Source organism: Pseudomonas ulcerans (genome assembly GCF_036324125.1).
GTDB lineage: Bacteria > Pseudomonadota > Gammaproteobacteria > Pseudomonadales > Pseudomonadaceae > Aquipseudomonas > Aquipseudomonas ulcerans.
This window is the reverse complement of the sequence record NZ_JAZDQN010000029.1, coordinates 22,531-44,480: the sequence shown is the minus strand read 5'-3', so window position 1 is coordinate 44,480 and position 21,950 is coordinate 22,531. Positions and strand designations below refer to the sequence as shown.

18 protein-coding genes are annotated in these 21,950 nt (G+C 65.6%); 12 read left to right on the top strand and 6 right to left on the bottom strand.

What is annotated here, in order from left to right; genetic code table 11:
• Window positions 1-49 precede the first annotated feature (49 nt).
• The 3 genes from V0R59_RS22305 to V0R59_RS22295 all read left to right on the top strand — a co-directional run bounded on the left by V0R59_RS22305 (window position 50) and on the right by V0R59_RS22295 (window position 4,204).
• Window positions 50-1,705, top strand: coding sequence for a GMC family oxidoreductase (locus V0R59_RS22305; protein ID WP_330076832.1), 1,656 nt, complete (start codon window positions 50-52; stop codon window positions 1,703-1,705).
• A gap of 172 nt (window positions 1,706-1,877) precedes the next feature.
• Window positions 1,878-3,233, top strand: coding sequence for an MFS transporter (locus V0R59_RS22300; protein ID WP_330076831.1), 1,356 nt, complete (start codon window positions 1,878-1,880; stop codon window positions 3,231-3,233).
• A gap of 104 nt (window positions 3,234-3,337) precedes the next feature.
• Window positions 3,338-4,204, top strand: a complete 867-nt coding sequence (locus tag V0R59_RS22295) for a transporter (RefSeq protein ID WP_330076830.1) — start codon at window positions 3,338-3,340, stop codon at window positions 4,202-4,204.
• 48 nt (window positions 4,205-4,252) lie between these two features.
• On the opposite strand, the gene V0R59_RS22290 is transcribed toward V0R59_RS22295, so the two are convergent.
• Window positions 4,253-5,143, bottom strand: coding sequence for a LysR family transcriptional regulator (locus tag V0R59_RS22290; RefSeq protein ID WP_330076829.1), 891 nt, complete (start codon window positions 5,141-5,143; stop codon window positions 4,253-4,255).
• A gap of 133 nt (window positions 5,144-5,276) precedes the next feature.
• Between V0R59_RS22290 and V0R59_RS22285 the strand changes: the two genes are divergently transcribed.
• From V0R59_RS22285 to V0R59_RS22275, 3 genes are all read left to right on the top strand, one after another.
• The gene (locus V0R59_RS22285) at window positions 5,277-6,476 is read left to right on the top strand and encodes an MFS transporter (RefSeq protein WP_330076828.1); all 1,200 of its coding nucleotides are present in this window, start codon (window positions 5,277-5,279) and stop codon (window positions 6,474-6,476) included.
• A gap of 35 nt (window positions 6,477-6,511) precedes the next feature.
• Complete coding sequence (locus V0R59_RS22280) at window positions 6,512-7,606, top strand: alpha/beta hydrolase (RefSeq protein WP_330076827.1); 1,095 nt, start codon at window positions 6,512-6,514, stop codon at window positions 7,604-7,606.
• 146 nt (window positions 7,607-7,752) lie between these two features.
• The gene (locus V0R59_RS22275; RefSeq protein ID WP_330076826.1) at window positions 7,753-9,663 is read left to right on the top strand and encodes a sigma-54-dependent Fis family transcriptional regulator; all 1,911 of its coding nucleotides are present in this window, start codon (window positions 7,753-7,755) and stop codon (window positions 9,661-9,663) included.
• Window positions 9,664-9,708: 45 nt separating this feature from the next.
• Here the strand turns inward: V0R59_RS22275 and aldA are convergent, their stop codons facing one another.
• Together aldA and V0R59_RS22265 are read right to left on the bottom strand one after the other, a co-directional pair.
• On the bottom strand, window positions 9,709-11,142 hold the full coding sequence (aldA, locus tag V0R59_RS22270; RefSeq protein ID WP_330076825.1) for an aldehyde dehydrogenase: 1,434 nt from the start codon (window positions 11,140-11,142) through the stop codon (window positions 9,709-9,711).
• Between the two features lie 25 nt (window positions 11,143-11,167).
• A complete protein-coding gene (locus V0R59_RS22265; RefSeq protein ID WP_330076824.1) occupies window positions 11,168-13,318 on the bottom strand; it encodes a PQQ-dependent dehydrogenase, methanol/ethanol family in 2,151 nt (716 codons plus the stop codon).
• A gap of 380 nt (window positions 13,319-13,698) precedes the next feature.
• On the opposite strand from V0R59_RS22265, the gene V0R59_RS22260 reads away from it, so the two are divergent.
• Genes V0R59_RS22260 through V0R59_RS22245 form a run of 4 tightly spaced genes read left to right on the top strand, consistent with a single transcriptional unit; the run spans window position 13,699 to window position 17,228 of the window.
• On the top strand, window positions 13,699-14,622 hold the full coding sequence (locus tag V0R59_RS22260; RefSeq protein ID WP_330076823.1) for a metal ABC transporter substrate-binding protein: 924 nt from the start codon (window positions 13,699-13,701) through the stop codon (window positions 14,620-14,622).
• Window positions 14,623-14,654: 32 nt separating this feature from the next.
• Complete coding sequence (locus V0R59_RS22255; RefSeq protein WP_330076822.1) at window positions 14,655-15,533, top strand: manganese/iron ABC transporter ATP-binding protein; 879 nt, start codon at window positions 14,655-14,657, stop codon at window positions 15,531-15,533.
• Window positions 15,526-16,386, top strand: coding sequence for a metal ABC transporter permease (locus V0R59_RS22250; protein WP_330076821.1), 861 nt, complete (start codon window positions 15,526-15,528; stop codon window positions 16,384-16,386). The genes V0R59_RS22255 and V0R59_RS22250 overlap by 8 nt, the downstream gene beginning before the upstream one ends.
• Entirely contained in the window at window positions 16,383-17,228 is an 846-nt protein-coding gene (locus V0R59_RS22245; protein ID WP_330076820.1) for a metal ABC transporter permease, read from the top strand. Before V0R59_RS22250 ends, V0R59_RS22245 begins: the two co-directional genes overlap by 4 nt.
• A gap of 9 nt (window positions 17,229-17,237) precedes the next feature.
• Here the strand turns inward: V0R59_RS22245 and V0R59_RS22240 are convergent, their stop codons facing one another.
• The 3 genes from V0R59_RS22240 to V0R59_RS22230 are packed head-to-tail and all read right to left on the bottom strand — an operon-like array spanning window position 17,238 to window position 19,738.
• A complete protein-coding gene (locus tag V0R59_RS22240; protein ID WP_330076819.1) occupies window positions 17,238-18,920 on the bottom strand; it encodes a phosphoethanolamine transferase in 1,683 nt (560 codons plus the stop codon).
• Between the two features lie 15 nt (window positions 18,921-18,935).
• The gene (locus V0R59_RS22235; RefSeq protein WP_330076818.1) at window positions 18,936-19,472 is read right to left on the bottom strand and encodes a cytochrome b/b6 domain-containing protein; all 537 of its coding nucleotides are present in this window, start codon (window positions 19,470-19,472) and stop codon (window positions 18,936-18,938) included.
• Complete coding sequence (locus V0R59_RS22230) at window positions 19,472-19,738, bottom strand: PepSY domain-containing protein (RefSeq protein WP_330076817.1); 267 nt, start codon at window positions 19,736-19,738, stop codon at window positions 19,472-19,474. The genes V0R59_RS22235 and V0R59_RS22230 overlap by 1 nt, the downstream gene beginning before the upstream one ends.
• A gap of 146 nt (window positions 19,739-19,884) precedes the next feature.
• Here V0R59_RS22230 and V0R59_RS22225 point away from each other — a divergent pair, with 146 nt between their 5' ends.
• Complete coding sequence (locus V0R59_RS22225) at window positions 19,885-20,550, top strand: response regulator transcription factor (RefSeq protein WP_330076816.1); 666 nt, start codon at window positions 19,885-19,887, stop codon at window positions 20,548-20,550.
• The gene (locus V0R59_RS22220; protein WP_330076815.1) at window positions 20,547-21,935 is read left to right on the top strand and encodes an ATP-binding protein; all 1,389 of its coding nucleotides are present in this window, start codon (window positions 20,547-20,549) and stop codon (window positions 21,933-21,935) included. Before V0R59_RS22225 ends, V0R59_RS22220 begins: the two co-directional genes overlap by 4 nt.
• The last annotated feature ends 15 nt before the right edge of the window (window positions 21,936-21,950 follow it).

The following is a 21,950-nucleotide window of genomic DNA, read 5'->3' as shown; positions in this document are numbered from 1 at the left end:
GCATGTCATCGACCGCTACCAATAACGACAACAGCGATACGGTGATGACATGAATACCCAGGCTTACGACTACATCGTCGTGGGTGGCGGGGCAGGGGGCTGCGTAGTGGCCGCCCGCCTCAGCGAAGATCCGCGCAACCAGGTGTTGCTCATCGAGGAAGGGCCCGACGACCAGAACCTGTTCATCCGCATGAACGGTGGCTACTTCAGGATGATGGGCAGCGAGCGCACCCGCACCTACCATGCAGAGCCGTCCCGCCATGTGGCCGGGCGTCCGATCCAGATCATGCAGGCCCGCACCCTCGGTGGCGGGCACTCGATCAACGCCATGCTGTATATCCGCGGCCAGCGCGAGGACTACGACGGTTGGGCGGCGGCCGGCTGCGAGGGCTGGTCGTTCGATGAGGTCCTGCCGTTCTTCCGCAAGGCCGAGGGCAATCGCCGTTTCGCCGGCAGGCTGCATGGCAGCGACGGCCCCCTGGTGGTGTCCGACAACCCCCATCGCGATCCGCTCAGCGAGGCCTTCGTCAAGGCCGCGCAGCAGACCCTGGACGATGACGGCGTGCCGTTCACCTACAACGATGACTTCAACGGCGAGCGCCAGCATGGCTTCGGTTATTACCAGATCACCAGCCAGCGCGGCGAGCGCGGCAGTTCCGCGCGGACCTACCTCAAGGCAGCGCAGGCAAGGCCCAACCTGACCGTACAGACCGGCACCGGGGTATCCCGGGTGCTGATCGAGGACCTGCGTGCGGTCGGGGTGCTGGTCAAGCGCAATGGCGAGGAACAGCCGATCCGCGCCCGTCGCGAGGTGATCCTCTGTGCCGGCACCCTGGTCACGCCGAAGCTGCTGATGCTGTCTGGCATCGGGCCGGCGGCGCACCTGCGCGAGCACGGGATCCAGCCGCTGGTGGATCTGCCCGGCGTCGGCGAGAACTTCCAGGATCACCTGGTGGCGCCGGTGGACGGCAAGCTCAAGGCACCCATCAGCCTGCTGGGCCAGGACAAGGGCCTCAAGGCCCTGCGCCATGGCCTGGAATGGAGCCTGTTCCGCACCGGCATCCTCAGTTCCTGCCTGGTCGAGGCCGGTGGCTTCATGGACCTCGATGGTGATGGCCGTCCGGAAATCCAGATCCATACCCTGGCGATGGCTTCTACCGCCTGGGGCAAGCTGGCCGGGGGTGAACCCGCCCACGGTTATTCGGTGGCGCCGTGCTGCCTGACCAGCCATTCCCGCGGGCGCATTCGCCTGCGCAGCAGCAACCCGCAGGACCCACCGCTGATCGACGCCAATTTCCTCAGCGACGCCCGCGATGTGCGCAACCTGATGAATGGGGTACGGGTTGCCCGGCGTTTCCTGCGGGCACCGGCGCTGGCGCGCTATATCGACGGCGAACTGATGCCGGGCAGTGCGGTGGGCGACGATGACGCCGCGCTGGAAGCCTATGTCCGGGCCAATGCGCAGAACGCCTTCCACCCTGTCGGTACCTGCGCCATGGGCAGCGGTGCCGATGCGGTGGTCGATCCGCAGTTGCGGGTCCGTGGCATCCAGGGCCTGCGCATTGCCGATGCCTCGGTGATGCCGGTCATCGTGCGCGGCAACACCACGGCGCCCACGGTGATGATCGCCGAGCGCGCGTCGGCGTTCATCCGCCAGCCCCAGGCGCAAGCGTCCCCGCGCGCCGAGCCGGCCCTGGCGCACTGATACCCGGCAGGCGGGGGCCGGAGCAATCCGCGCCTGCCTGCCATCCCATTCCATCCACGCTGACCGAGGACACCCATCACCCACCATCACGCCTTGCCCGACGCTTCGACCCAGACCAACAAGAACAACATCCTGCATTCAGCGGACCGATCCGTTGAAGGAGCACTGCATCATGCACAGCAACCCACCGGGGCTTCCCGGCCATCTGCAAGGCATTCCCGTTACGCGGATCTTCATCGCCGCGTTCATCACCCAGTTCTGCATGGGCTTCGAGGTGCTGTTGCGGCTCAACGCCGCCAGCGCGATCAAGCATGATTTCTTCGACGCCACCAACCCGCTGACCTCCGGCGCGATGATCGGCGAGGTGCTCGGAGTGCTGTTCCTCGGCTTCGCCATCGCCAACTTCTGCATGGCGCCGCTGGTGGACGCCATCGGCTTGCGCCGCACCCATGTGCTCAGTGTGCTGCTGTACCTGGCCGGGACCGCCACGCTGGTATCGGCGTCCCCGGAGTCGGCCTGGGCCTGGCAGTTGCTCTGGGGCGGCTCGCTGCTCCAGGGGCTGGCCTGGGGCTCCATCGAAGCGGCGTTGAACCCGCTGGTGGTGACCCTCTATCCGACCCGCAAGGTGCTCAAGCTCAACCTGTTCCATGCGGCCTTCGCGCTGGGGATGCTGGTCGCGGCCCCCGCCTGCGTGATGGTGGAGACCTTCAGCCTGGGCTGGAAAGTGCAGCTGGCGCTGGTCGCCATCCCGGCCCTGGTGGCGCTTGTGCTGATTTCCCGGGTCAAGTACCCGCCCAGCGAGCGGGTCGCCCAGGGCGTGTCGTTCGCCGGCATGTTCCGTCATACCCTGACTCGGCCGGCGTTCTACCTGTTCCTCTGCGCCATGTTCCTCACCTCGGCCACGGAACTGGTGCCCAGCAGCTGGATCGACCTGACCCTGACCCGGATCGTCGGCATCCAGGGCTTCTGGCTGGTGGCGTTCATCTACACGGTGCAGATCGTCGTGCGCCTGTTCACCGGGGTGATGTACCGGCATATCGGCTCCAGCGGCATCCTGTTCTTCGGTTGTGCCTTCGCCTTCGCCGGCCTGTCCCTGTTGAGCCAGGCGACCAGCCCGGGCACGGGGCTGTTCGCCGCGCTGCTGTTCGGCATGGGCACCAGTGTGCTGTGGCCGACCATGCTGGCCAGCACCTCGGAGCGTTTCCCCCAGGGCGGCTCGCTGGCGATCGGTATCACCGCGTCCGCCGGGATGCTCTCCACCTACGTGCTGATGCCGGCGTTCGGCACCCTGTTCGACCAGGCGAAGATCGCCAGTGCCGGCGGCAGCGCCGCGTTCGAGGCGCTCAAGGAAGGCTCTGCGGCCCATGACCGGGTGATGGTCGACGCGGCAGCATCGATCTTCCACAGCGCCTCGTTCCTGCCGCTGGTCGTGGTGGTGTTCTTCGCCGGCGCCTGGCTCTACGACCACCGTCGCAAACGCAGCGCCAGTGCCCGGCAGGGTTTCGCCGCCGGCCAGGCCGAGAGCTGAGCCCCCGCGCAATCCCCAGCGTTATCAATCCTCCGTCGAACGGGTTGGCACTGCGGTGCCGGCCACGGCGACGGCTTGTCCCACAAAAACAATAAAAGTGCCCAATGAACAACACACTCCTCAATCTTTCCGGTCTCGCCCTCCTGCTGTCCCTTTCCATTCCTGTGCAGGCCGCTGGCGACGCCATGGCCCGGGACTACATCGCGGCGCCGGCCGGCGTGGATCTCGCCGTGGGCTACTACACCCACAAGCAGGCCAACACCTACGTGGCGGATGGCAAGGACATCGGCGCGGACTTTTCCTCCGATTTGCTGATCACCCGCTACGTGCACTTCATGGAGGTCGGCGGGATGATCATCGACCCGCAGATCATCCTGCCCATGGGCCAGCTCAACGTGAACCTGCCTGGCGCGCTGGACGACCGGCGCAGCAGCATGGGCGACATGATCCTGCTCAGTTCGTTCTGGTTCGTGAACGACCCGGCCAACAAGACCTGGATCGCCTTCACCCCCTACGTCACGGTGCCGACCGGCAACTACAACGACGAGCGTCCGGGCACCAGCCTGGGCAGCAACCGCTGGAGCTACACCGCCGAGTTCGGCATGACCAAGGGCTTTGGCGAGAACACCACGGTGGACCTGATCGCCGCCGTGGACTTCTTCGGCCGCAACGACGACTACCTCGGCCAGACCCAGAAGAAGGACCAGGTCTGGAGCGCCCAGGCCATCTATGCCTACAACCTGACGCCGACGCTCTGGGCTTCGGCCAAGTACACCTGGGCCAGCGGTGGCGAGACCGAACTGGGCGGCGTCGACCAGGACGACCGCTCGAAGGTACAGACCGTCGCCTTCGGCCTGGCCAAGCAATTGACCCGCCAGGACAACGTGCAGGTCGAGTACATCCAGGACATCAAGGTCGACAACGCCTTCGAGACCCGCGGTGTCCGGGTGCGTTTCGTTCACGCGTTCTGAGCGATGCCGCCTGCCCCCGCCTGGCGGGGGTATTGCTGGGGCGCGACATCAGGTCGATCGCAGTGCTTCCAGCACCCGCGAGAAGGCCGGGGAGGGCTGTCGGCGGCTCGGGTAGTACAGGTAGTAGCCCGGGAAAGGTGGGCACCATTCCTCCAGCACCCGGATCAACCTGCCGTCCTCGATGTGCGGGGCGAACTCCTCTTCGGGCAACCAGGCCACACCGAGCCCTGCCAGCGCGGCATCGACGATGTTGGGCGACGTGTTGAACACCAGTTGCCCTTCCACCCGCACGTTGACCTGCTGGTCCTTGTGCTGGAACTCCCAGGCATAGAGCCCGCCTCCCGACTGCATGCGCATGTTGATGCAGTTGTGCCCGAGCAGGTCGTGGGGCTTCCCGGGCCTGGGGTGTGCCGCGAAGTAGGCCGGGGCTGCCACCACCGCCATGCGCAGGGGCGGTCCGATGGGCATGGCGATCATGTCCTTGTCGATGGTATCGCCCAGGCGCACGCCGGCATCGAAGCGGTCGGCGACGATGTCGCGAAAGCCGTAGTTGATATCGAATTCCAGCTTGATGTCCGGATACTCGCGCAGCAATGGCGTAAGCCGGGGCAACAGCAGCGTGCGCTGGATGTGATCGCCGCAGGTGATCCGCACCGTGCCAGCGGGTTTGTCACGCAGCGCCGACAACTCGTCCAGCTCCGCCTCGATTTCGTCGAAGCGATTGCCGATGGCCTGGAGCAGGCGCTCGCCGGCTGCCGTCGGCGAGACGCTGCGGGTGGTGCGGGTCAGCAAGCGGATCTGCAGCCGCGCTTCCAGGCCGCTTATCGCCTGGCTGAGGGCCGATTGGGTCACACCGAGCTGGGCAGCGGCACGGGTGAAGGTGCCCTCGCGCGCGACGGTGACGAAGGACAGCAGGTCATTGAGGTTGCGTTTGATCATGAATCACTCTCGCATGAATCATTCATTAGTGAGGCTTATATCCCCTTTAAGAATTGATTAGCTAGTCGGGGCTGACGGCATGCCCGACCATTTGCAACCTCTTGGTTCGTTCCGGACATCACCAGGCTTTGCAATGACCGTCAGCTCACTTGAAACCACCGCCGAAAACCCCGCTCGACCAAGTGCCTGGAGTGGCGTCCTGGCCATCTCCGTCTGCGCCTTCGCGCTGGTCGCTTCCGAGTTCCTGCCGGTCAGCCTGCTGACCCCCATCGCCAGCGACCTGGCCATCACCGAGGGTATGGCCGGGCAAGGCATAGCCGTTTCCGGCGGCTTCGCGGTATTTACCAGCCTGTTCATTTCCTCGCTGGCCGGCAGCCTGGACCGCAAGACCCTGTTGTTGTGGCTGACCGCAGCGATGGGTGTGTCCGGCGCCATCGTGGCACTGGCGCCGAGCTATGCCTTCTACATGCTCGGCAGGGCGTTGATCGGCGTGGTGATCGGCGGCTTCTGGTCGATGTCGGCCGCGACGGCCATGCGCTTGGTACCGAGTCGCGATGTGCCGCGGGCATTGGCACTGGTCAATGGCGGCAACGCACTGGCAACCGTGGTCGCCGCCCCGATGGGGGCCTGGCTCGGTACCCTGGTCGGCTGGCGCGGGGCCTTTGTCTGCCTGGTGCCGATTGCCCTGGTCGCCTTGGTCTGGCAATGGAAGACGCTGCCGTCCCTGCCAGCCGCTGCTCGGGTTAGCGGGCGGGGCGAGGTGTTCAAGGTATTCGCCCTGCTTGGGCGGCCCGGCATCGCCTTGGGCATGTTGGCCAGCAGCCTGCTGTTCATGGGGCAGTTCGCGTTGTTCACCTATGTCAGACCTTTCCTGGAGACGGTCACCCAGGTGCATGGCACAGGCATTTCCTGGGTCTTGCTGGTGATCGGCACTGCCGGCGTCGTCGGGACCATGCTGGTCGGTCGGGTCCTGCAGCGGGGCTTCTACGTAACGCTGGTGGTCATTCCCCTGTTGATGAGCCTGATTGCCCTGGCCTTGGTTGGCTTCGGCAACTGGCTCGCGATGGTCGTCGTATTGCTCGGGCTGTGGGGCCTGACTACCACTTCGGCACCCGTGGGCTGGTGGGCCTGGATTGCCAGGGTGTTCCCACGGGATGCCGAGGCGGGCGGTGGCCTGTTCGTGGCTGTCGTCCAGCTTTCGATCGCCCTGGGTTCCACGCTGGGCGGCCTGCTGTTCGACAACCTTGGGCTGCCGAGCACCTTCTTCCTGAGTGCCGCGGTACTGCTGGTTTCGGCGGTCCTGACGGCGTTTGTCAGCCGAATCCCAACCTGACGCCCGCTGCGTCCACTTCATCGATGGAGACCCCCATGGAAACCAGGCAATGCAATCGACCCGTCCAACGCAAGGGCCCCTTGCGGCTGGCCATCCTCGCTGGCGCGCTGGCGGCGCTGCTGGGCTGCCAGGCCACCCCCTCCAAGCACAACGGAGCTACCCCGATGCAACTGCAACTGACCCAGGAATGGGACAAGACATTCCCCCGCAGCGACAAGGTCGAGCAGCGCAAGGTCACCTTCACCAACCGCTACGGCATCACCCTGGCGGCTGACCTCTACCTGCCCAAGGCGCATGGCGACCAGCGTCTGCCTGCCATCGTCGTCAGTGGACCGTTCGGTGCGGTCAAGGAGCAATCGTCCGGCCTGTATGCGCAGACCCTGGCAGAGCGTGGTTTCATCACCTTGGCCTTCGACCCGTCTTACACCGGTGAAAGTGGCGGCCAGCCGCGCAACGTGGCTTCGCCGGACATCAATACCGAAGACTTCAGCGCCGCCGTGGACTTCATCGGCTTGCTGGAGCAGGTCGATCGCGAGCGCATCGGTATCGTCGGCATCTGTGGCTGGGGCGGCATGGCCCTGAGTGCGGCGGCCGTGGACAAGCGGGTCAAGGCGGTGGTGACCAGCACCATGTACGACATGTCGCGGGTCATGTCCAAGGGTTACAACGACAGCGTCACCCTTGCCCAACGCACGCAGGTGCTGGAACAACTGGGCCAGCAGCGCTGGAAGGATGCCCAGGTCGGCACTCCGGCGTACCAGCCGGCCTACAACCAGCTCAAGGGCGGTGAGGCGCAGTTCCTGGTCGACTATCACGACTACTACATGACACCGCGTGGCTATCACCCGCGCTCGGTCAACTCCGGCAATGCATGGACCATGACCACGCCGCTGTCTTTCATGAACATGCCGCTGCTGACCTACATCAAGGAGATCTCGCCACGGCCGATCCTGTTCGTCCACGGTGAAAAGGCCCATTCGCGCTACTTCAGCGAGACCGCATACGCTGCGGCGGCGCAGCCCAAGGAACTGCTGATCGTCCCGGGGGCCAGCCATGTCGACCTGTACGACCGTGCGGACAAGATTCCTTTCGACCGGATTGCCGGGTTCTTCGACAAGAACCTGCGGTAACTGCAAGCACAGACCTGATGGTGTCTGGTCATGGCGCTCACGTGCTTCAGGGGCTATCTTGAGCCCCTGACGGCCATCGGCCGCCGCACCCCATAACAAGAACGCCGTGCCGCGTCACCGAGGCGGCACGCTACAGGGAGCCTTCCATGACCCGCCCTGGCACGCAGACCCATCCGAGCGAGCTCGCCGCCTTCGTCGCCGAACATTTCCCCGGCCGGGGGATCCGTCCGGACCGGGTGATCGCCCAGTCCTGGTACCGCAGCGTCATGCAGCACGGGCTCGATCCAGCTACCAGCACCCGCCTGGATATCCTCTGCGCCGACGATATCCGCCACCATCAGGAACAGCACCAGCAGTACCTCGATATCGCCAGCCAGGGCGTCAGCGGCCTGGCCCGGCGGGTGGTGCCGGCGGGCTTCGCGGTGCTGCTGAGCGATGCCCAGGGCATTACCCTGGATGCCCGCCTGCCGTGCCAGCACGATCCTTATATCCGCTCGGGCCTGGTGGTGGGAGCGCGCTGGGACGAGTCCATCGCCGGCACCAACGGCATCGGCACCACCCTGGCCGCGGCCGAGCCGCTGATCATCCATCGCGAGGAACATTTCCTCACCGCCAACGCCCGCCTGAGCTGCTCCGTCGCGCCGATCTTCAACGCCCAGGGCCTGTTGCAGGGGTGCCTGAACGCCACCTGCCTGGACAGCAATGGCCCCAAGGAAAGCCAGTACCTGACCTTGCAACTGGTGATCCTCTACGCCCGCCTGATCGAGAACGCCCACTTCCGCCAAAGCTATCGCGATCGCCTGACGCTTTCGCTCAAGCCCATCGACGAAATCGCCGACCTGGCCAACGAGCAACTACTGGCCGTGGACGACAGCGGCCGTGTGATCGGCGCCAACTACGCCGCGTTCATCGCCCATGACCAGGCTGACGGCCGCAAGCTGCTGGGCACGGCCATCGAACAACTGTTGCCGATGGGCGTCGACGAACTGCTGCGCCTGACCCATGGCGGCGCCCGCGGCCTGCGTCTGCGCGCGCTGCAGGATGAGGCGCTGCTGGACGTCAGCCTGCGCATTCCTTCGGCGCTGAGCCGGCAGGCCCCGACACCTGGGCCCGCGCCCAAGGTGCAGCGACCACGCCACCCCGACCTCGACCGCCTGGCCGGCGCCGACCCGGGCCTGCAGCAGACGGTGCGCCGCCTGCGCAAGGTGATCGACAAGGACATCGCCATCCTCATCACCGGCGAGACCGGCACCGGCAAGGAGGCTTTTGCCCGTGCCATCCACCAGGCCAGCGCACGCCGCGCCGGGCCCTTCGTCGCCCTCAATTGCGCGGCGATCCCGGAGAGCCTGATCGAGAGCGAACTGTTCGGCTACCACGCCGGCAGCTTCACCGGGGCCGGCAAGAAGGGCATGAAGGGCAAGCTGGAACTGGCCAATGGCGGCACACTGTTCCTCGACGAGATCGGCGACATGCCCGCGCACCTGCAGACCCGCCTGTTGCGGGTGCTGGCCGAGCGCGAGATCTCGCCGCTGGGCGCACCGGCACCGGTGGCGCTGGATATCCAGGTGGTCTGCGCCACCCACCAGGACCTGCAAGGCATGCTGCGGGAGAAGGATTTTCGCGAGGATCTGTTCTATCGCCTGAATGGCATGACGCTGCGCCTGCCGGCCTTGCGCGAGCGGAGTGATCGGGGGCAACTGATCGACTCGCTGCTGGACAGCCTGGATGAAGGGCAGGGCATGCGCCTGAGCGTCCAGGCCCGCCAATGCCTGGTCGATGCCGCGTGGCCCGGCAATATCCGTCAGTTGCTCAACGCCCTGCGCTATGCGATGGCGTTGGCCGATGAGGGCGTCATCGACCTGGATTGCCTGCCGGGAGAACTGCTCCACGGCGTCGTACCCGCCAGCGCTGAGCCGCAGGGATCGGATCTGCAGGCGGTGCTGCGTCGTCATCGCTGGAACATCAGCGCTGCGGCGGCTGAGCTGGGTGTCGCGCGTTCGACGCTGTATCGACAGATGAAGAAGCGGAACCTGGTGCAGCCCAACGACCGTCTCTAGCGTGAAAAACACCCGGCTTGCGGGGCTGCAAGCCGGGCACCCTCCTCAAGCCTGGATGTACACCACATGGGTATGGGTGTACTCGTACAACCCATGCTTGCCATCGGCCCCACCGATCCCCGACTTGCGCGTCCCGGCGTGGAAGCCTTGCATGGCCTCGAAGTTCTCCCGGTTGATGTAGGTCTCGCCGAAGTCCAGCCCGCGGGTGGCGTGCAGGGCCGCGCCGAGGTCGCGGGTGTAGATCGACGAGGTCAGGCCGTACTCGCTGTCGTTGGACAGGACGATGGCTTCGTCCAGGTCGTCGACGATCTGGATCGGCAGCACCGGGCCGAAGATCTCCTTGCGCATGATCTCCATGTCCGCCGAGCAGCCCGCCAGCACCGTCGGCTGGTAGTGGAAGCCCTGGCCCAGGTCGGCCACCGCGCCGCCGGTGATCACCTGCGCGCCTTGCCCGGTGGCGGTGCGGACCATCTGCGCCACCTTGTCCAGGCCCGCGCGATTGACCAGCGGCCCCATGTCCAGTCCGTCCTCAGCCAGCGGGTCGCCATAGCGGGTGGCGGCCATGGCCGCGGCGATGCGCTCGATGAAAGCATCGGCGACCCGGCGCTCGACATAGACCCGCTCGGCGCAGTTGCACACCTGTCCGGTATTGATCACCCGCGACGCGGTGATGGCCTTGACCGCCAGTTCCAGGTCGGCATCGGCCAGCACGATGGCCGGCGCCTTGCCGCCCAGCTCCAGGTTGAGCTTGGTGATGTTCGGCGCGGCGGCGGCCATGATCGCCGAGCCGGTGCCGACGCTGCCGGTGAAGCTGATCAGGTCGATGCCCGGGTGACGGCTCAGGGCGTTGCCCACCGTGGCGCCGGTGCCGCAGACCACGTTGAACACGCCGGCCGGCAGATCGGTCTCGGCCACCAGTCGGGCGAATTCGAAGCAGTTGATCGGGGTTTCTTCGCTGGGCTTGATGACGATGGTGTTGCCGGTCAACAGCGCCGGGGCCATCTTGCGCGCGATAAGAAAGAACGGGAAGTTCCACGGCAGGATGCCGGCCACCACGCCCAGGGGCTTGCGCAGCAGGAAGATGCTTTCGCCGGGGCGGTCGCTGCTCAGCACTTCGCCTTCCAGGCGGCGTGCCCACTCGGCCATGTAGTCCAGGTAGTCGGCGGTGAAGTTCACCTCGACCCGGGCCAGTTCCAGCACCTTGCCCTGTTCGGCGGTGATGGTGCGGGCCAGGCGCTCGGCGTGCTCGCGTACCTTGGCGGCGATCTTGCGCAGATAGCCGGCCCGTTCGATGGCAGGGCGCGCCGCCCAGGCTTTCTGCGCCTGGCGCGCCGCAGCGATGGCGCGGTCGACGTCGGTGTCGTTGCCCTGGGGCACGCGCCCGAGCAACTGGCCGTTGGCCGGGTTGCGCACTTCGAGGTGCTCGTCGCTGGTGACGAAGGCGTTGGCAATGTAGTTCTGGTAAGTGCTTTCACTCATGTCCGCATCTCTCTTGTCGGAGGGTTTAGTGCTTGCTGCTGAACTGTTTCCAGGCTTCGCCTTCGCTGACCAGGTCGTGGGAGCGCTTGATCAGGTACTGGTGGATCTGTTCGACCTGCTGGGGCGTGAAGGCATCGGCGAAGGACGGCATGCCATCGGGTACGCGGCCGCCATAGAGAATGCCGAGGAACATCTGGTGCTTCTCAGCCGTCAGCTTGCGCAGGTCTGGCAGCACGCCGCCGCTGACCGCGTGGATGCCATGGCACTGCGAGCAGTAGCCGTCATACAGCTTGGCGCCGGCCTCGATGGCGGCGGTGTCGGTGCTCAGCGGCGGTGGTTTCGGGGTGTCGGGGCGCGGTGCCGGTTCCTGCAGTTTGGCGGTGCCGCCGATCTTGTAGGTCAGCACCTGGGAAAATGGCTGCACCCCGGCGCGCAGCGACAGGGCGCCGGCAAAGGTGGAAAAGGCGCCGCCCCAGCCGGCCATGAAGGTCACGTACTGCTCGCCGTCGACCGTGTAGGTGATCGGTGCTGCCATCACGCCACTGGCGGCGGGCTGCTCCCAGAGCTTCTTGCCGCTGTCGGCGGCATAGGCGATCACCCGGCCATCGGCGCTGCCTTCGAAGACCAGGTTGCCGGCGGTGCTCAGGGTGCCGCCGTTGAAGATGGTCACGTAGGGCACTTCCCAGGCCGGCTGCTGCTTGACCGGGTCCCAGGCGATCAGCTTGCCCGACCAGGTCTTGGCCATGTCCAGCAGGCCGTCGACGTTCTCCGGCATCATCCCGGTGCGCAGGCCCAGCTGGTACATGCTCTTGAACGGGTTGCGCGCCGGCGCCTCGGGGATGTGCTCGTAGTAGGCGGACATGATGTGGGCCGGGATGTACACCAGGCCGGTGTCGGGGTTGAAGGACATCGGCTGCCAGTCATGGGCGCCCCAGAAGGCTGGCGTCACCAGTTTGCGCTTGCCGTCCTTCCAGTAGGCGGCGCCCTCGTCATCGAAGATCGGTCGTCCGGTCTTCATGTCCATGCCCTTGGTCCAGCTTTGCGGGACGATGCCCTTGGCCGACAGCAGCTGGCCGGTGGCCCGGTCGATCACGTAGAAGAAGCCGTTCTTTGGCGCCTGCATCAGCACCTTGCGCGGTTTGCCGTCGATGGGCAGCTCGGCGAGGATCATGTGCTGGGTCGCGGTGTAGTCCCAGGCATCGCCGGGGGTGGTCTGGTAGTGCCAGACGTATTCGCCGGTGTCGGCGTTCACGGCGACGATGGAAGACAGGAACAGGTTGTCGCCCTTGGCCTGGCTGCGCCATTTCGGGTCCCACATCGAACCGTTGCCGACGCCGATGTACAGCAGGTTCAACTCGGGATCGAAGGCGAACGAGTCCCAGGCGGTGCCGCCGCCGCCCTGTTCGACGAAGGCGTCGCCATGCCAGGTCTTGGCGGCGATCTCCATGCCCTTGCCTTCTGGCGGTAGCTTCGGATCGCCGGGCACCGTGTAGAAACGCCAGGCCTCCTTGCCGGTCTCGGCGTCATAGGCGGTGACGTAGCCACGCACGCCGAACTCGGCGCCGCCATTGCCGATCACCACCTTGCCGTTGACCACCCGGGGTGCGCCGGTGATGGTGTAGCTGCGCTTGTGGTCGGCGCGAGTGTCGACCGACCAGGCGCGCTGTCCGGTCTTGGCGTCGATGGCCTCCAGGCGTCCGTCCAGCACGCCGACATAGACCTTGCCCTTCCACACGGCCACGCCGCGGTTCACCGCATCGCAGCAGGCTTCGCCGGCACGGTTGCGGTCCGATTGCGGGTCGTACTTCCAGATCAGCTTGCCGTTGCGGGCGTCCAGCGCGTAGACCACGGAGAACGGGCCGGTGGTGTACATCACCCCGTCGACCACGATCGGCGTGGCCTCCACGCCGCGATCCAGGTCGAGCTTGTAGCTCCAGGCCAGGCCGAGCTGGCCGACGTTCTGGTCGCTGATCTGCTTGAGCGGGCTGTAGCGTTGTTCGTCGTAGGTGCGGCCGGTACTCATCCAGTTGCCGGGTTCCTTGTCGGCGGCGATCAGGCGCTGGGCGTCGACGTTGGCCGGTGTGTCGCTGGCCAGGGCGGGGAAGCTGGCCAGGCTCAGGAGCATTGCGGCAGCCAGGCATTTCAAGGGGAGGGCGGCGGGGCCAATCTGTCTCATGGAGTCGATCCTGTTCTTATTAGTGGCGAGGTCGTTTCGCTTCGCAACAGGACAGGAGCAACGGCTGTGCCAGGGGCTGGCGGATGGGCTGGAGCCCCTGGATCACGGGGCCTGGCGGGGTATGCGGCGTGCAGAGGAGGGGGAGTGTTGCGCGCTACAGGTGTTGCATCGGGCGCTACAGTGGCGGGACAGGTGGAGCGTGGCGGGCTGCGCTGTCGGGCCTTGCACGGCTCACAGGGTTTGCCATCCGTGTGGCAGCTCTCCATACTCCGTCTGGCAAGCCAACTGCACGAGCACCGTAGCTGTTCCGGGCTTTTCGACAAGATTGGCGTACCCACCGTGAACCAGCCGTTTCCTCTGACTTCAAGCGGAAGTGACGGATGTTCGATACAAGCAAGTCCCGTTCAGTGTCAGCGCGCCTGCTCGGCGTGATGCTCAGTGCGCTCCTGTTCGCCGCGCCGGCGGGCGCCGCCGAGCCGTTCAAGGTCGTCACCACCTTCACCATCATCGCGGACATGGCCAGGAACGTGGCCGGTGATGCCGCCGTGGTGGAGTCCATCACCAAGCCCGGCGCCGAAATCCACAACTATTCCCCGACCCCGGGCGACCTGCGTCGTGCCCAGGGCGCGCAGTTGATCCTGTGGAACGGCCTGGGCCTGGAACTGTGGTTCGAGAAGTTCTTCCAGCGCCTGGAGCAGGTGCCCGGCGTGGTGGTGTCCGACGGTATCGAGCCGATGGGCATCACGGCTGGTCCCTATACTGGAAAACCCAATCCGCACGCCTGGATGTCACCGCGCAACGCGTCGATCTACGTCGACAACATCCGCGATGCGCTGGTGCGCCACGACCCGGCCAATGCCGAGGTCTACAAGCGCAATGCCGAGGCCTACAAGGCGCGTATCGAGGCTACCACCGAGCCGATCCGCGCACGCATCCAGCAGATCCCGCCCGCGAGCCGCTGGCTGGTCAGCAGCGAGGGCGCCTTCTCCTACCTGGCGCGTGACTTCGGCTTGAAGGAGCTCTACCTGTGGCCGATCAACGCCGACCAGCAGGGCACGCCGCAGCAGGTCCGCCAGGTCATCGATACGGTGAGGGCCAATGCCATTCCCGCCGTATTCAGCGAGAGCACAGTCTCCGACAAACCCGCGCGGCAGGTCGCCCGGGAGACCGGCGCCCATTATGGCGGCGTGCTCTACGTCGACTCGTTGAGCACCAGCGACGGCCCGGTACCGACCTACCTCGACCTGCTGCGGGTGACCACCGAGACGCTGGCCAGCGGCCTGAGCGAAGGACACACGCCATGAACCATCCCAGCACGCCACCCGGGATTCGCTCCATGAAAGTCGCAACGCTCGAACCTGGCATCGTCGTCAAAGGGGCGACGGTGACCTATCGCAATGGCCACACCGCGCTGCAGGATGCCAGCTTCGAGCTGCCCCACGGCACCATCACGGCGCTGGTGGGCATCAACGGTTCGGGCAAGTCGACCCTGTTCAAGGCCATCATGGGCCTGGTCCGCCTGGTGGCCGGTTCGATCAGCGTCCTGGGCATGCCCGCCGGGCAGGCGCTGCGCAAGAAACACACGGCCTATGTACCGCAGGCCGAGGAGGTCGACTGGGACTTTCCCGTGCTGGTCGAGGATGTGGTGATGATGGGCCGCTATGGCCACATGGGCCCGCTGCGCATTGCCCGTCGCGCCGATCACGAGGCGGTGGACGCCGCCCTGGAGCGGGTCGACATGACCGCGCTGCGCAAGCGGCAGATCGGCGAGCTGTCCGGTGGGCAACGCAAGCGCGTGTTCCTGGCCCGTGCACTGGCCCAGGACAGCCGGATCATCCTGCTCGACGAGCCGTTCACCGGCGTCGACGTGAAGACCGAGGACCAGATCATCCAGCTGTTGCGCGAACTGCGCGAGGAAGGCCGGATCATGCTGGTGTCGACCCATAACCTGGGTTCGGTGCCGGAATTCTGCGACCGCGTGGTGCTGATCAAGCGCACCGTCCTGGCCCATGGCCCCACCGACGAGGTCTACACCCGGGACAACCTGGAGCGAGCCTTCGGCGGGGTGCTGCGGCATTTCGCGCTGGTCCAGGGTAGCGAACAACTGCAACCGGGGGTGAGCGTGTTCAGTGACGACGAACGCCCGCTGATCCTGCGCGATGGCTTGCCGGCCCGGCGGCAGAACGACAGCGATAACGAGGCCCACCGTGATTGAACTGCTGTTGGAGCCTTTCGCCTATGGCTACATGCGCAATGCCATGTGGGTTTCGGCGCTGGTGGGTGGCGTCTGTGCCTTCCTGTCCTGCTACCTGATGCTCAAGGGCTGGTCGCTGATCGGCGATGCCCTGTCCCATTCCATCGTCCCTGGCGTGGCCGGCGCCTACATGCTGGGCCTGCCGTTTTCCCTCGGGGCCTTTTTCGCCGGAGGCCTGGCGTCGGCGGCCTTGCTGTTCCTGCAGCGCCGCACCCGGCTCAAGGAGGACGTGGTGATTGGCATGATCTTCACCTCGTTCTTCGGCCTTGGCCTGTTCATGGTGTCGCTGTCGCCCACCTCGGTGAACATCCAGACCATCGTGCTGGGCAATATCCTGGCGATCACGGCCAGCGATACCTTGCAGTTGGCGCTCATCGGCCTGGTCACCCTGGCCGTGCTGCTGGCCAAATGGCGCGACCTGATGCTGACCTTCTTCGACGAGAACCAGGCCCGCGCCGTCGGTATCCGGCCGGAGCGCCTGAAACTGCTGTTCTTCGCCCTGCTATCGGCCTCGACCGTCGCGGCGTTGCAGACGGTGGGCGCCTTCCTGGTCATCTGCATGGTCATCACCCCTGGCGCCACGGCCTATCTGCTGAGCGACCGCTTCCCGCGCCTGCTGGTGATCGCCGTGAGTATCGGCACGCTCACCAGCCTGGCAGGCACCTATATCAGCTACTACCTGGATGGCGCGACCGGCGGCGTCATCGTCGTGTTGCAGACCCTGATCTTCCTGCTGGTGTTCGTCCTCGCCCCCAAGCACGGGGTGCTGGCGGCCCGGCGCCGTGCGCGGCAGGCATTGGAGGCGGCGGCATGAGCGTGATCGAGCTGTTCCTGGAGCCGTTTCGCTTCGATTTCATGGTCAATGCGATGTTGATTGCTGTGCTCATAGCCATCCCCATGGCGCTGTTGTCCTGCTTCCTGGTGCTCAAGGGCTGGGCGCTGCTGGGCGATGCCATTGCCCACGCGGTATTCCCGGGCGTGGTGATCGCCTACATCATGCAGATCCCCTATGCCATCGGCGCGTTCCTGGCGGGCATCTTCTGTGCCGTCGCCACGGGCTTCCTCAAGCAGAACAGCCGGATCAAGCAGGACACGGTGATGGGCATTGTGTATTCGGGGATGTTCGGACTGGGCCTGGTGCTCTACCTGAAGATCGAATCCAGCGTGCACCTGGATCACATCCTGTTCGGTGACATCCTGGGCGTCAGCCGCGAGGACATGCTGCTGTGCGCCGCCATCGCCTTGCTGACCGCGGTCGTGGTGGGGACCAAGTGGAAGGACCTGATGCTCTACACCTTCGATACCGTCCAGGCCCATGCGGTCGGCCTGCGCACCGGTTGGCTGCATTACGGGCTGTTGTGCCTGATCTCGCTGGCGGTGGTAGGGGCGCTGAAGGCCTCCGGGGTGATCCTGGCCGTTGCCTTGCTGATCGCGCCCGGCGCCATTGCGGCGCTGATTACCCGGGAACTGCGGCATATGCTCTGGGTTTCGCTGGTGGTTGCGATCGGCAGTGCGTTGCTTGGCGTCTATCTCTCGTTCTTCCTCGACAGCGCTCCGGCGCCTACCATCGTGCTGGTGTTCGCGGTGTTGTTCATGGCCGCGCTGGGCTATCAGTCGATCGGGCGGACGGCCGGGAAGGCACCGCCGGTTGCATGACAGCGGGACTTACAAGGCCTGCTCGCATCGCCTCCGGTTTGCTGCCTGCAACCATTCACTCAACTGCACCGGGGGCAGATGCACCAGGCCCCGGTCGGTCTCGCACACCGGCTGGATGAAGTTATCGCTGAACAGCAACTTGCCGTGGACGAAGTGCTCGTCCTTGCGCAGGTTCGGGTTGTCGATCCGCGTGCCGAGCCGCGCCGCCAGCCATTTGCCGATTTCGTAATGGCTGATCCAGCGCTCGGGCGTCAGCGCGTCCATGGCCTGGCGTGGTGCTTGGCGGCTGAGCACTATCACCGGCACATCGCTGACCTCCGGCACCAGATCGTTATGGCCCCATTTGCCGTCCTCTCCCAGGCGCTGGCCATGATCGCCGGTGATGACCAGGTAGCGTTCGCCTTCGAGACGGTCGAAGCGCGCGATCACTTCCTCCAGAAGTCCATCAAGGTAGTGGATCGAGTTGTCATAAGCATTGGCCTGGCCCTGCGGCCCCTGGTCCGGCCAGGGTCGGATGCCCTCCTGATGCACGTAGTTCCGGGCATAGGGCAGGTGGGCGGTACGCAGGTTGAGCACGACGAAATTGCGCTGGTCGAACTGCTGCTGATCGAGGATGTCCAGCAGTGCATGATCCTGGCGCTGGAGGAAGCGCAATGGATGATCCTCGCGGGTGATCGAGACATCCAGGTAGCGGCTGCCAAGATGGGCGAGCAGACGTGACTCCTGGGACGAAATCCAGTGGGTACGCATCCCGGCTTCGCGGGCGAAGCGGAACAGGTTGACCTGGCCTTCACGCAGCAGGTGATCCTGGCCCGGCTCGCGGATCGGGTTGAGCAGGTAGGGCAGGCTGACATCCGTGGCCACTCCCGCCGAAACCCCTGGCCGCACCAGGGCGTCGGGATGCGTCGCCAGGTAGCGCTGCAGTTTCGGCGTGGTCTGGCGGTCGTAGCCATAGAGGCCCATGCGCTCGCTGCGCAGGGAGTCGGCCACCACCAGCCAGACATGCTTCGCGGTGCTCGGGATCGGACTGAGTCGGTAGGGCGCGAAGGGTGTAGCCGGCAACGCGGTTTCAGTCGTGAAAGCCAGGCGCACCGCCCAGGCGGAAAAGGCATTCAGGCTGTTGTGCAAGCCGCTGCGGGTCGGGCCGGGAGTGAAGGAGTCGAGGTTGCGGTAGGTGGCCCGGTAGGGCTTGGCCAGCAGGACCACGGCAATCAGCACCAGGGCCCAGCGGCTCGCCGGCAGTTCGACCCGGGCGGGCAATCGCCAGTGCAGGGCGATCAACAGCGCATAAGGCAGCAGCACGCTGAACGCCGCGCTCCAGTGGTGGCCCAGGCTATGGCGGGCGGTTTGCAGCACCTCACCGGGCTCGTGCAGCAGGCTGCGGATATCGATGGCGCTCAAGGGTTCGCCGAAGAAGCTGATATTGCCCAGTTGCAGCAACTGCATCACAGCGAACAGACCAAGGATCACCACCACCACCGCGCGCAGGTTGCACAGCCACAGGGCCAGGCAGAAGACCCAGAGTCCGGCGACCCAGCCGCCTTCCAGCTCGGCGCGGTTGTTGCCAGTGAACAGCTGCTGGAGAAAGTCGTCGGCCAGCAGCAACAGGCAGCTCAGGCTGGCCAGGCTGCACAGGCGCAACCAGGCACCGCTGCGCTCGGAGCAGGGTCGCAGAGTCAGGGACATCAGCATGGAAAGGTCTCGTGATCAGGAAGGCATGCGGCGCCGGCGGCGTCCGGTAAGCATCGACAAGGGCAGGTTTTCCCGCAGCCGCAGGCTTTCCACCAGGGCGGCCAGCAAATGGAGGCAGACCAGGGCCAGCAAGGCATCGGCAAGGTACGCGTGCAGGTCCATCGGCCAGTCGGCGCCCCACAAGGCGTCCACTTCCTCGGCCAGCCAGCCGCTGAGACCGAGCCCGGCGATGCAGGCCAGCATCAGCAGCATCACCAGGGCGCCGATCGGCGAATGGCCGAGGCGGTGACAGGGCTCGCCTTGCCACAGGGCCCGGGCGTGTCCGGCCAGGCGCGCGGGCGTCGGCCAGAAATCGGCCCAGCGCGCGCTGGCAGGCCCGACGAAGCCCCAGAACACCCGCAACACCAGACAGCCGATGGCGTAGTAGCCGAGCCACTGGTGCCAGTCGCCGCCTGCCTCGTTGAAGAAGTAGTTGGCGAAGAACACCGTGGCGAACGACAGGTGACACAGGCGCAGCAATGGGTCCCAGAGCTGCACCATGACCCGTTGCATCAGCCTTTGACCTCGCTCTTGACCACCTTGCCGGTGACCGGGTCATGGTAGATCTCGACCTTGCGGCCTTCCTTGTCGAAGCCGTAGATCTCGTAGCAGTTGCCTTGGGTCACCTTGAACTTGTTGATCGTGTAGCCCTGCTCCTTGAGCTGGGCCTGGAACTTGTCCTGATCCTGCCAGGTGCTCTTGTCGGCGGTGGTGCACTGGGTGGCAGCGAAGGCGGTGGAACTGCCCAGCAACAGGGCGATGGTGAGGAAGGTACGCATGGGATCGACTCCGATCTGAGTGTGGGAAACGCACCATGCGCCGTGAGTCTTAATGCCAGCTTAGTGAGTCATTCCTGGTTACATTTTCCCCGGCAAACGCTTCCCGCCAGGGCCCATGATGGCGCCCTCGACTGGAGACCCGACCCATGCGCGTACTGCTGGTGGAAGATGATCATGCCCTGGCCCAGGGCATTCGCACCGCCTTGCGCGGCGAGGGCTATACCCTGGACTGGCTGGCCGACGGCCTCGAAGCCGAACGCGCCCTGCGCGCGGAAACCTTCGACCTGGTGCTGCTCGACCTTGGTTTGCCGCGCCGCGATGGCCTGCAACTGCTGCGTAGCCTGCGTGCCGACCCCGAGGCGCAGGTGCCGGTCCTGGTCTTGACCGCTCGCGACGCCACCCGCGACCGCATCCTGGGCCTGGATGCCGGCGCCGATGATTACCTGGTCAAGCCCTTCGACGTGGACGAACTCAAGGCGCGCATCCGCGCCTTGCTGAGGCGCAGCCAGGGACGGGCCCAGCCGCTGATTGAACATGCCGGGGTCCGTCTTGATCCGGCGCGCTTCGAGGTGCGTTATCACGACCAGCCGGTGACCCTGACGCCCATGGAGTTCCAGTTGCTGCACCAGTTGCTGGCCCGTCCCGGCACGGTACTGACCCGTGAACGCCTGGCGGACATGCTTTACGGCTGGCAAGAAAGTGGCCCTGGCAACACCCTCGAAGTGCTGGTGCACAACCTGCGGCGCAAGCTCGACAGCGGACTGATCCGCACCGTGCGCGGGGTCGGATATCTGGTCGAGGACAGGCCATGACCGCGATCCGCACGCGTATCCTGCTGCCTACCCTGTTGCTGGTGCTGCTGGGCAGTCTCGTCCTGGTGCTGAGCGTGTCGCGGGATAACTACCGGGATATCGAGAATGTCTACGATGCCCAGTTGGTGCAGGCTGCCCGGGTCTTGCAGGGGCTTTTCCGGCAAATGCCCGAGGGCAAGAACTGGCAGGACGTGCGTCTGGCACTGGAGCAGGCCATGGACCTGTCCGGCACCGATATCCTCAGCCATCCCTACGAAATCAACCTCGCGTTCCAGGTCTGGAGCAGTGACGGCCGCCTGCTGATGCGCTCGGCGGATGCGCCGGTACTGGAGGTGCCGCCGAGCCTGGGCATCCATGACCTGCTGTACCGGGGTCAGGACTGGTGCGGCGTACTGCTCGAAGACCGTCAGCGTGGGCTGCTGATCTGGGTAGGTGAGCGCGATGACCTGCGCCAGGACCTGATTCAGCGTCTTGCTGACCAGGCCCTGACCCCGGCGCTGATCGGCATTCCGCTGCTGGCAGCGGCGATCTGGCTATTGCTGGGCTGGGGCTTGCAGCCTTTGCAGCGCCTGGCCCGGCATTTGCGGGCGCGGCCGGTGGACAGTCTCGAAGCCCTGCCGCTGGACAAGCTGCCGCCGGAACTGGCGCCCATGGCCCAGGCGCTCAACCATCAGTTGCTGCAACTGACCCGGCTGTTGGAGCGTGAACGGCGCTTTATCGCCGATGCCGCCCATGAGCTGCGCACGCCGTTGGCGGTGCTGGCGATCCATGCCGGCAATGCGCGCAATGCCCGGGATGAGCTGGAGCGAGATGAAGCGCTGGGCTTCCTTGAACAAGGCGTGGGCCGGGCCACTCGCCTGGTCAGCCAGTTGTTGACCATGGCCCGGCTGGAGCCCCTGACCCAGAGCCGCCAGCGCGTGCGTCTGGACGTCCTGGCACGGGAAGAACTGGCGCAACTCACGCCGCTGGCGTTGTGTCGGCGGGTAGATCTGGTGCTGGACGAGCAGGGCGAGTGCCATCTGTATGCCGATCCCACGAGCGTAACCGTGATGTTGCAGAATCTGGTGGGCAACGCCTTGCAGTTCACCCCGGCAGGGAGCGAGATCACGGTTGAGCTGCGTCAGCAGGGCGGTGATGTGCAGTTGCAGGTGCTGGACCAGGGGCCGGGGGTCGAGGCGGATCGGCTCGAACGCTTGAGTGATCGGTTCTACAGCGTCAACAACCCCGGCGGGGCGGGATTGGGGCTGTCGATCGTGGCGCTGGTGGTGGAGCAGTTGGGCGGTGGGCTGGAGTACTTCAACCGGGCTGGGGGTGGGCTTGGCGTGAGGATCCGCCTGCCGCAGGACCCTGTCCAGGTGTCGATGTCTGGCGTCCTGTCGGACTGAAGCGATTCTGGCTCC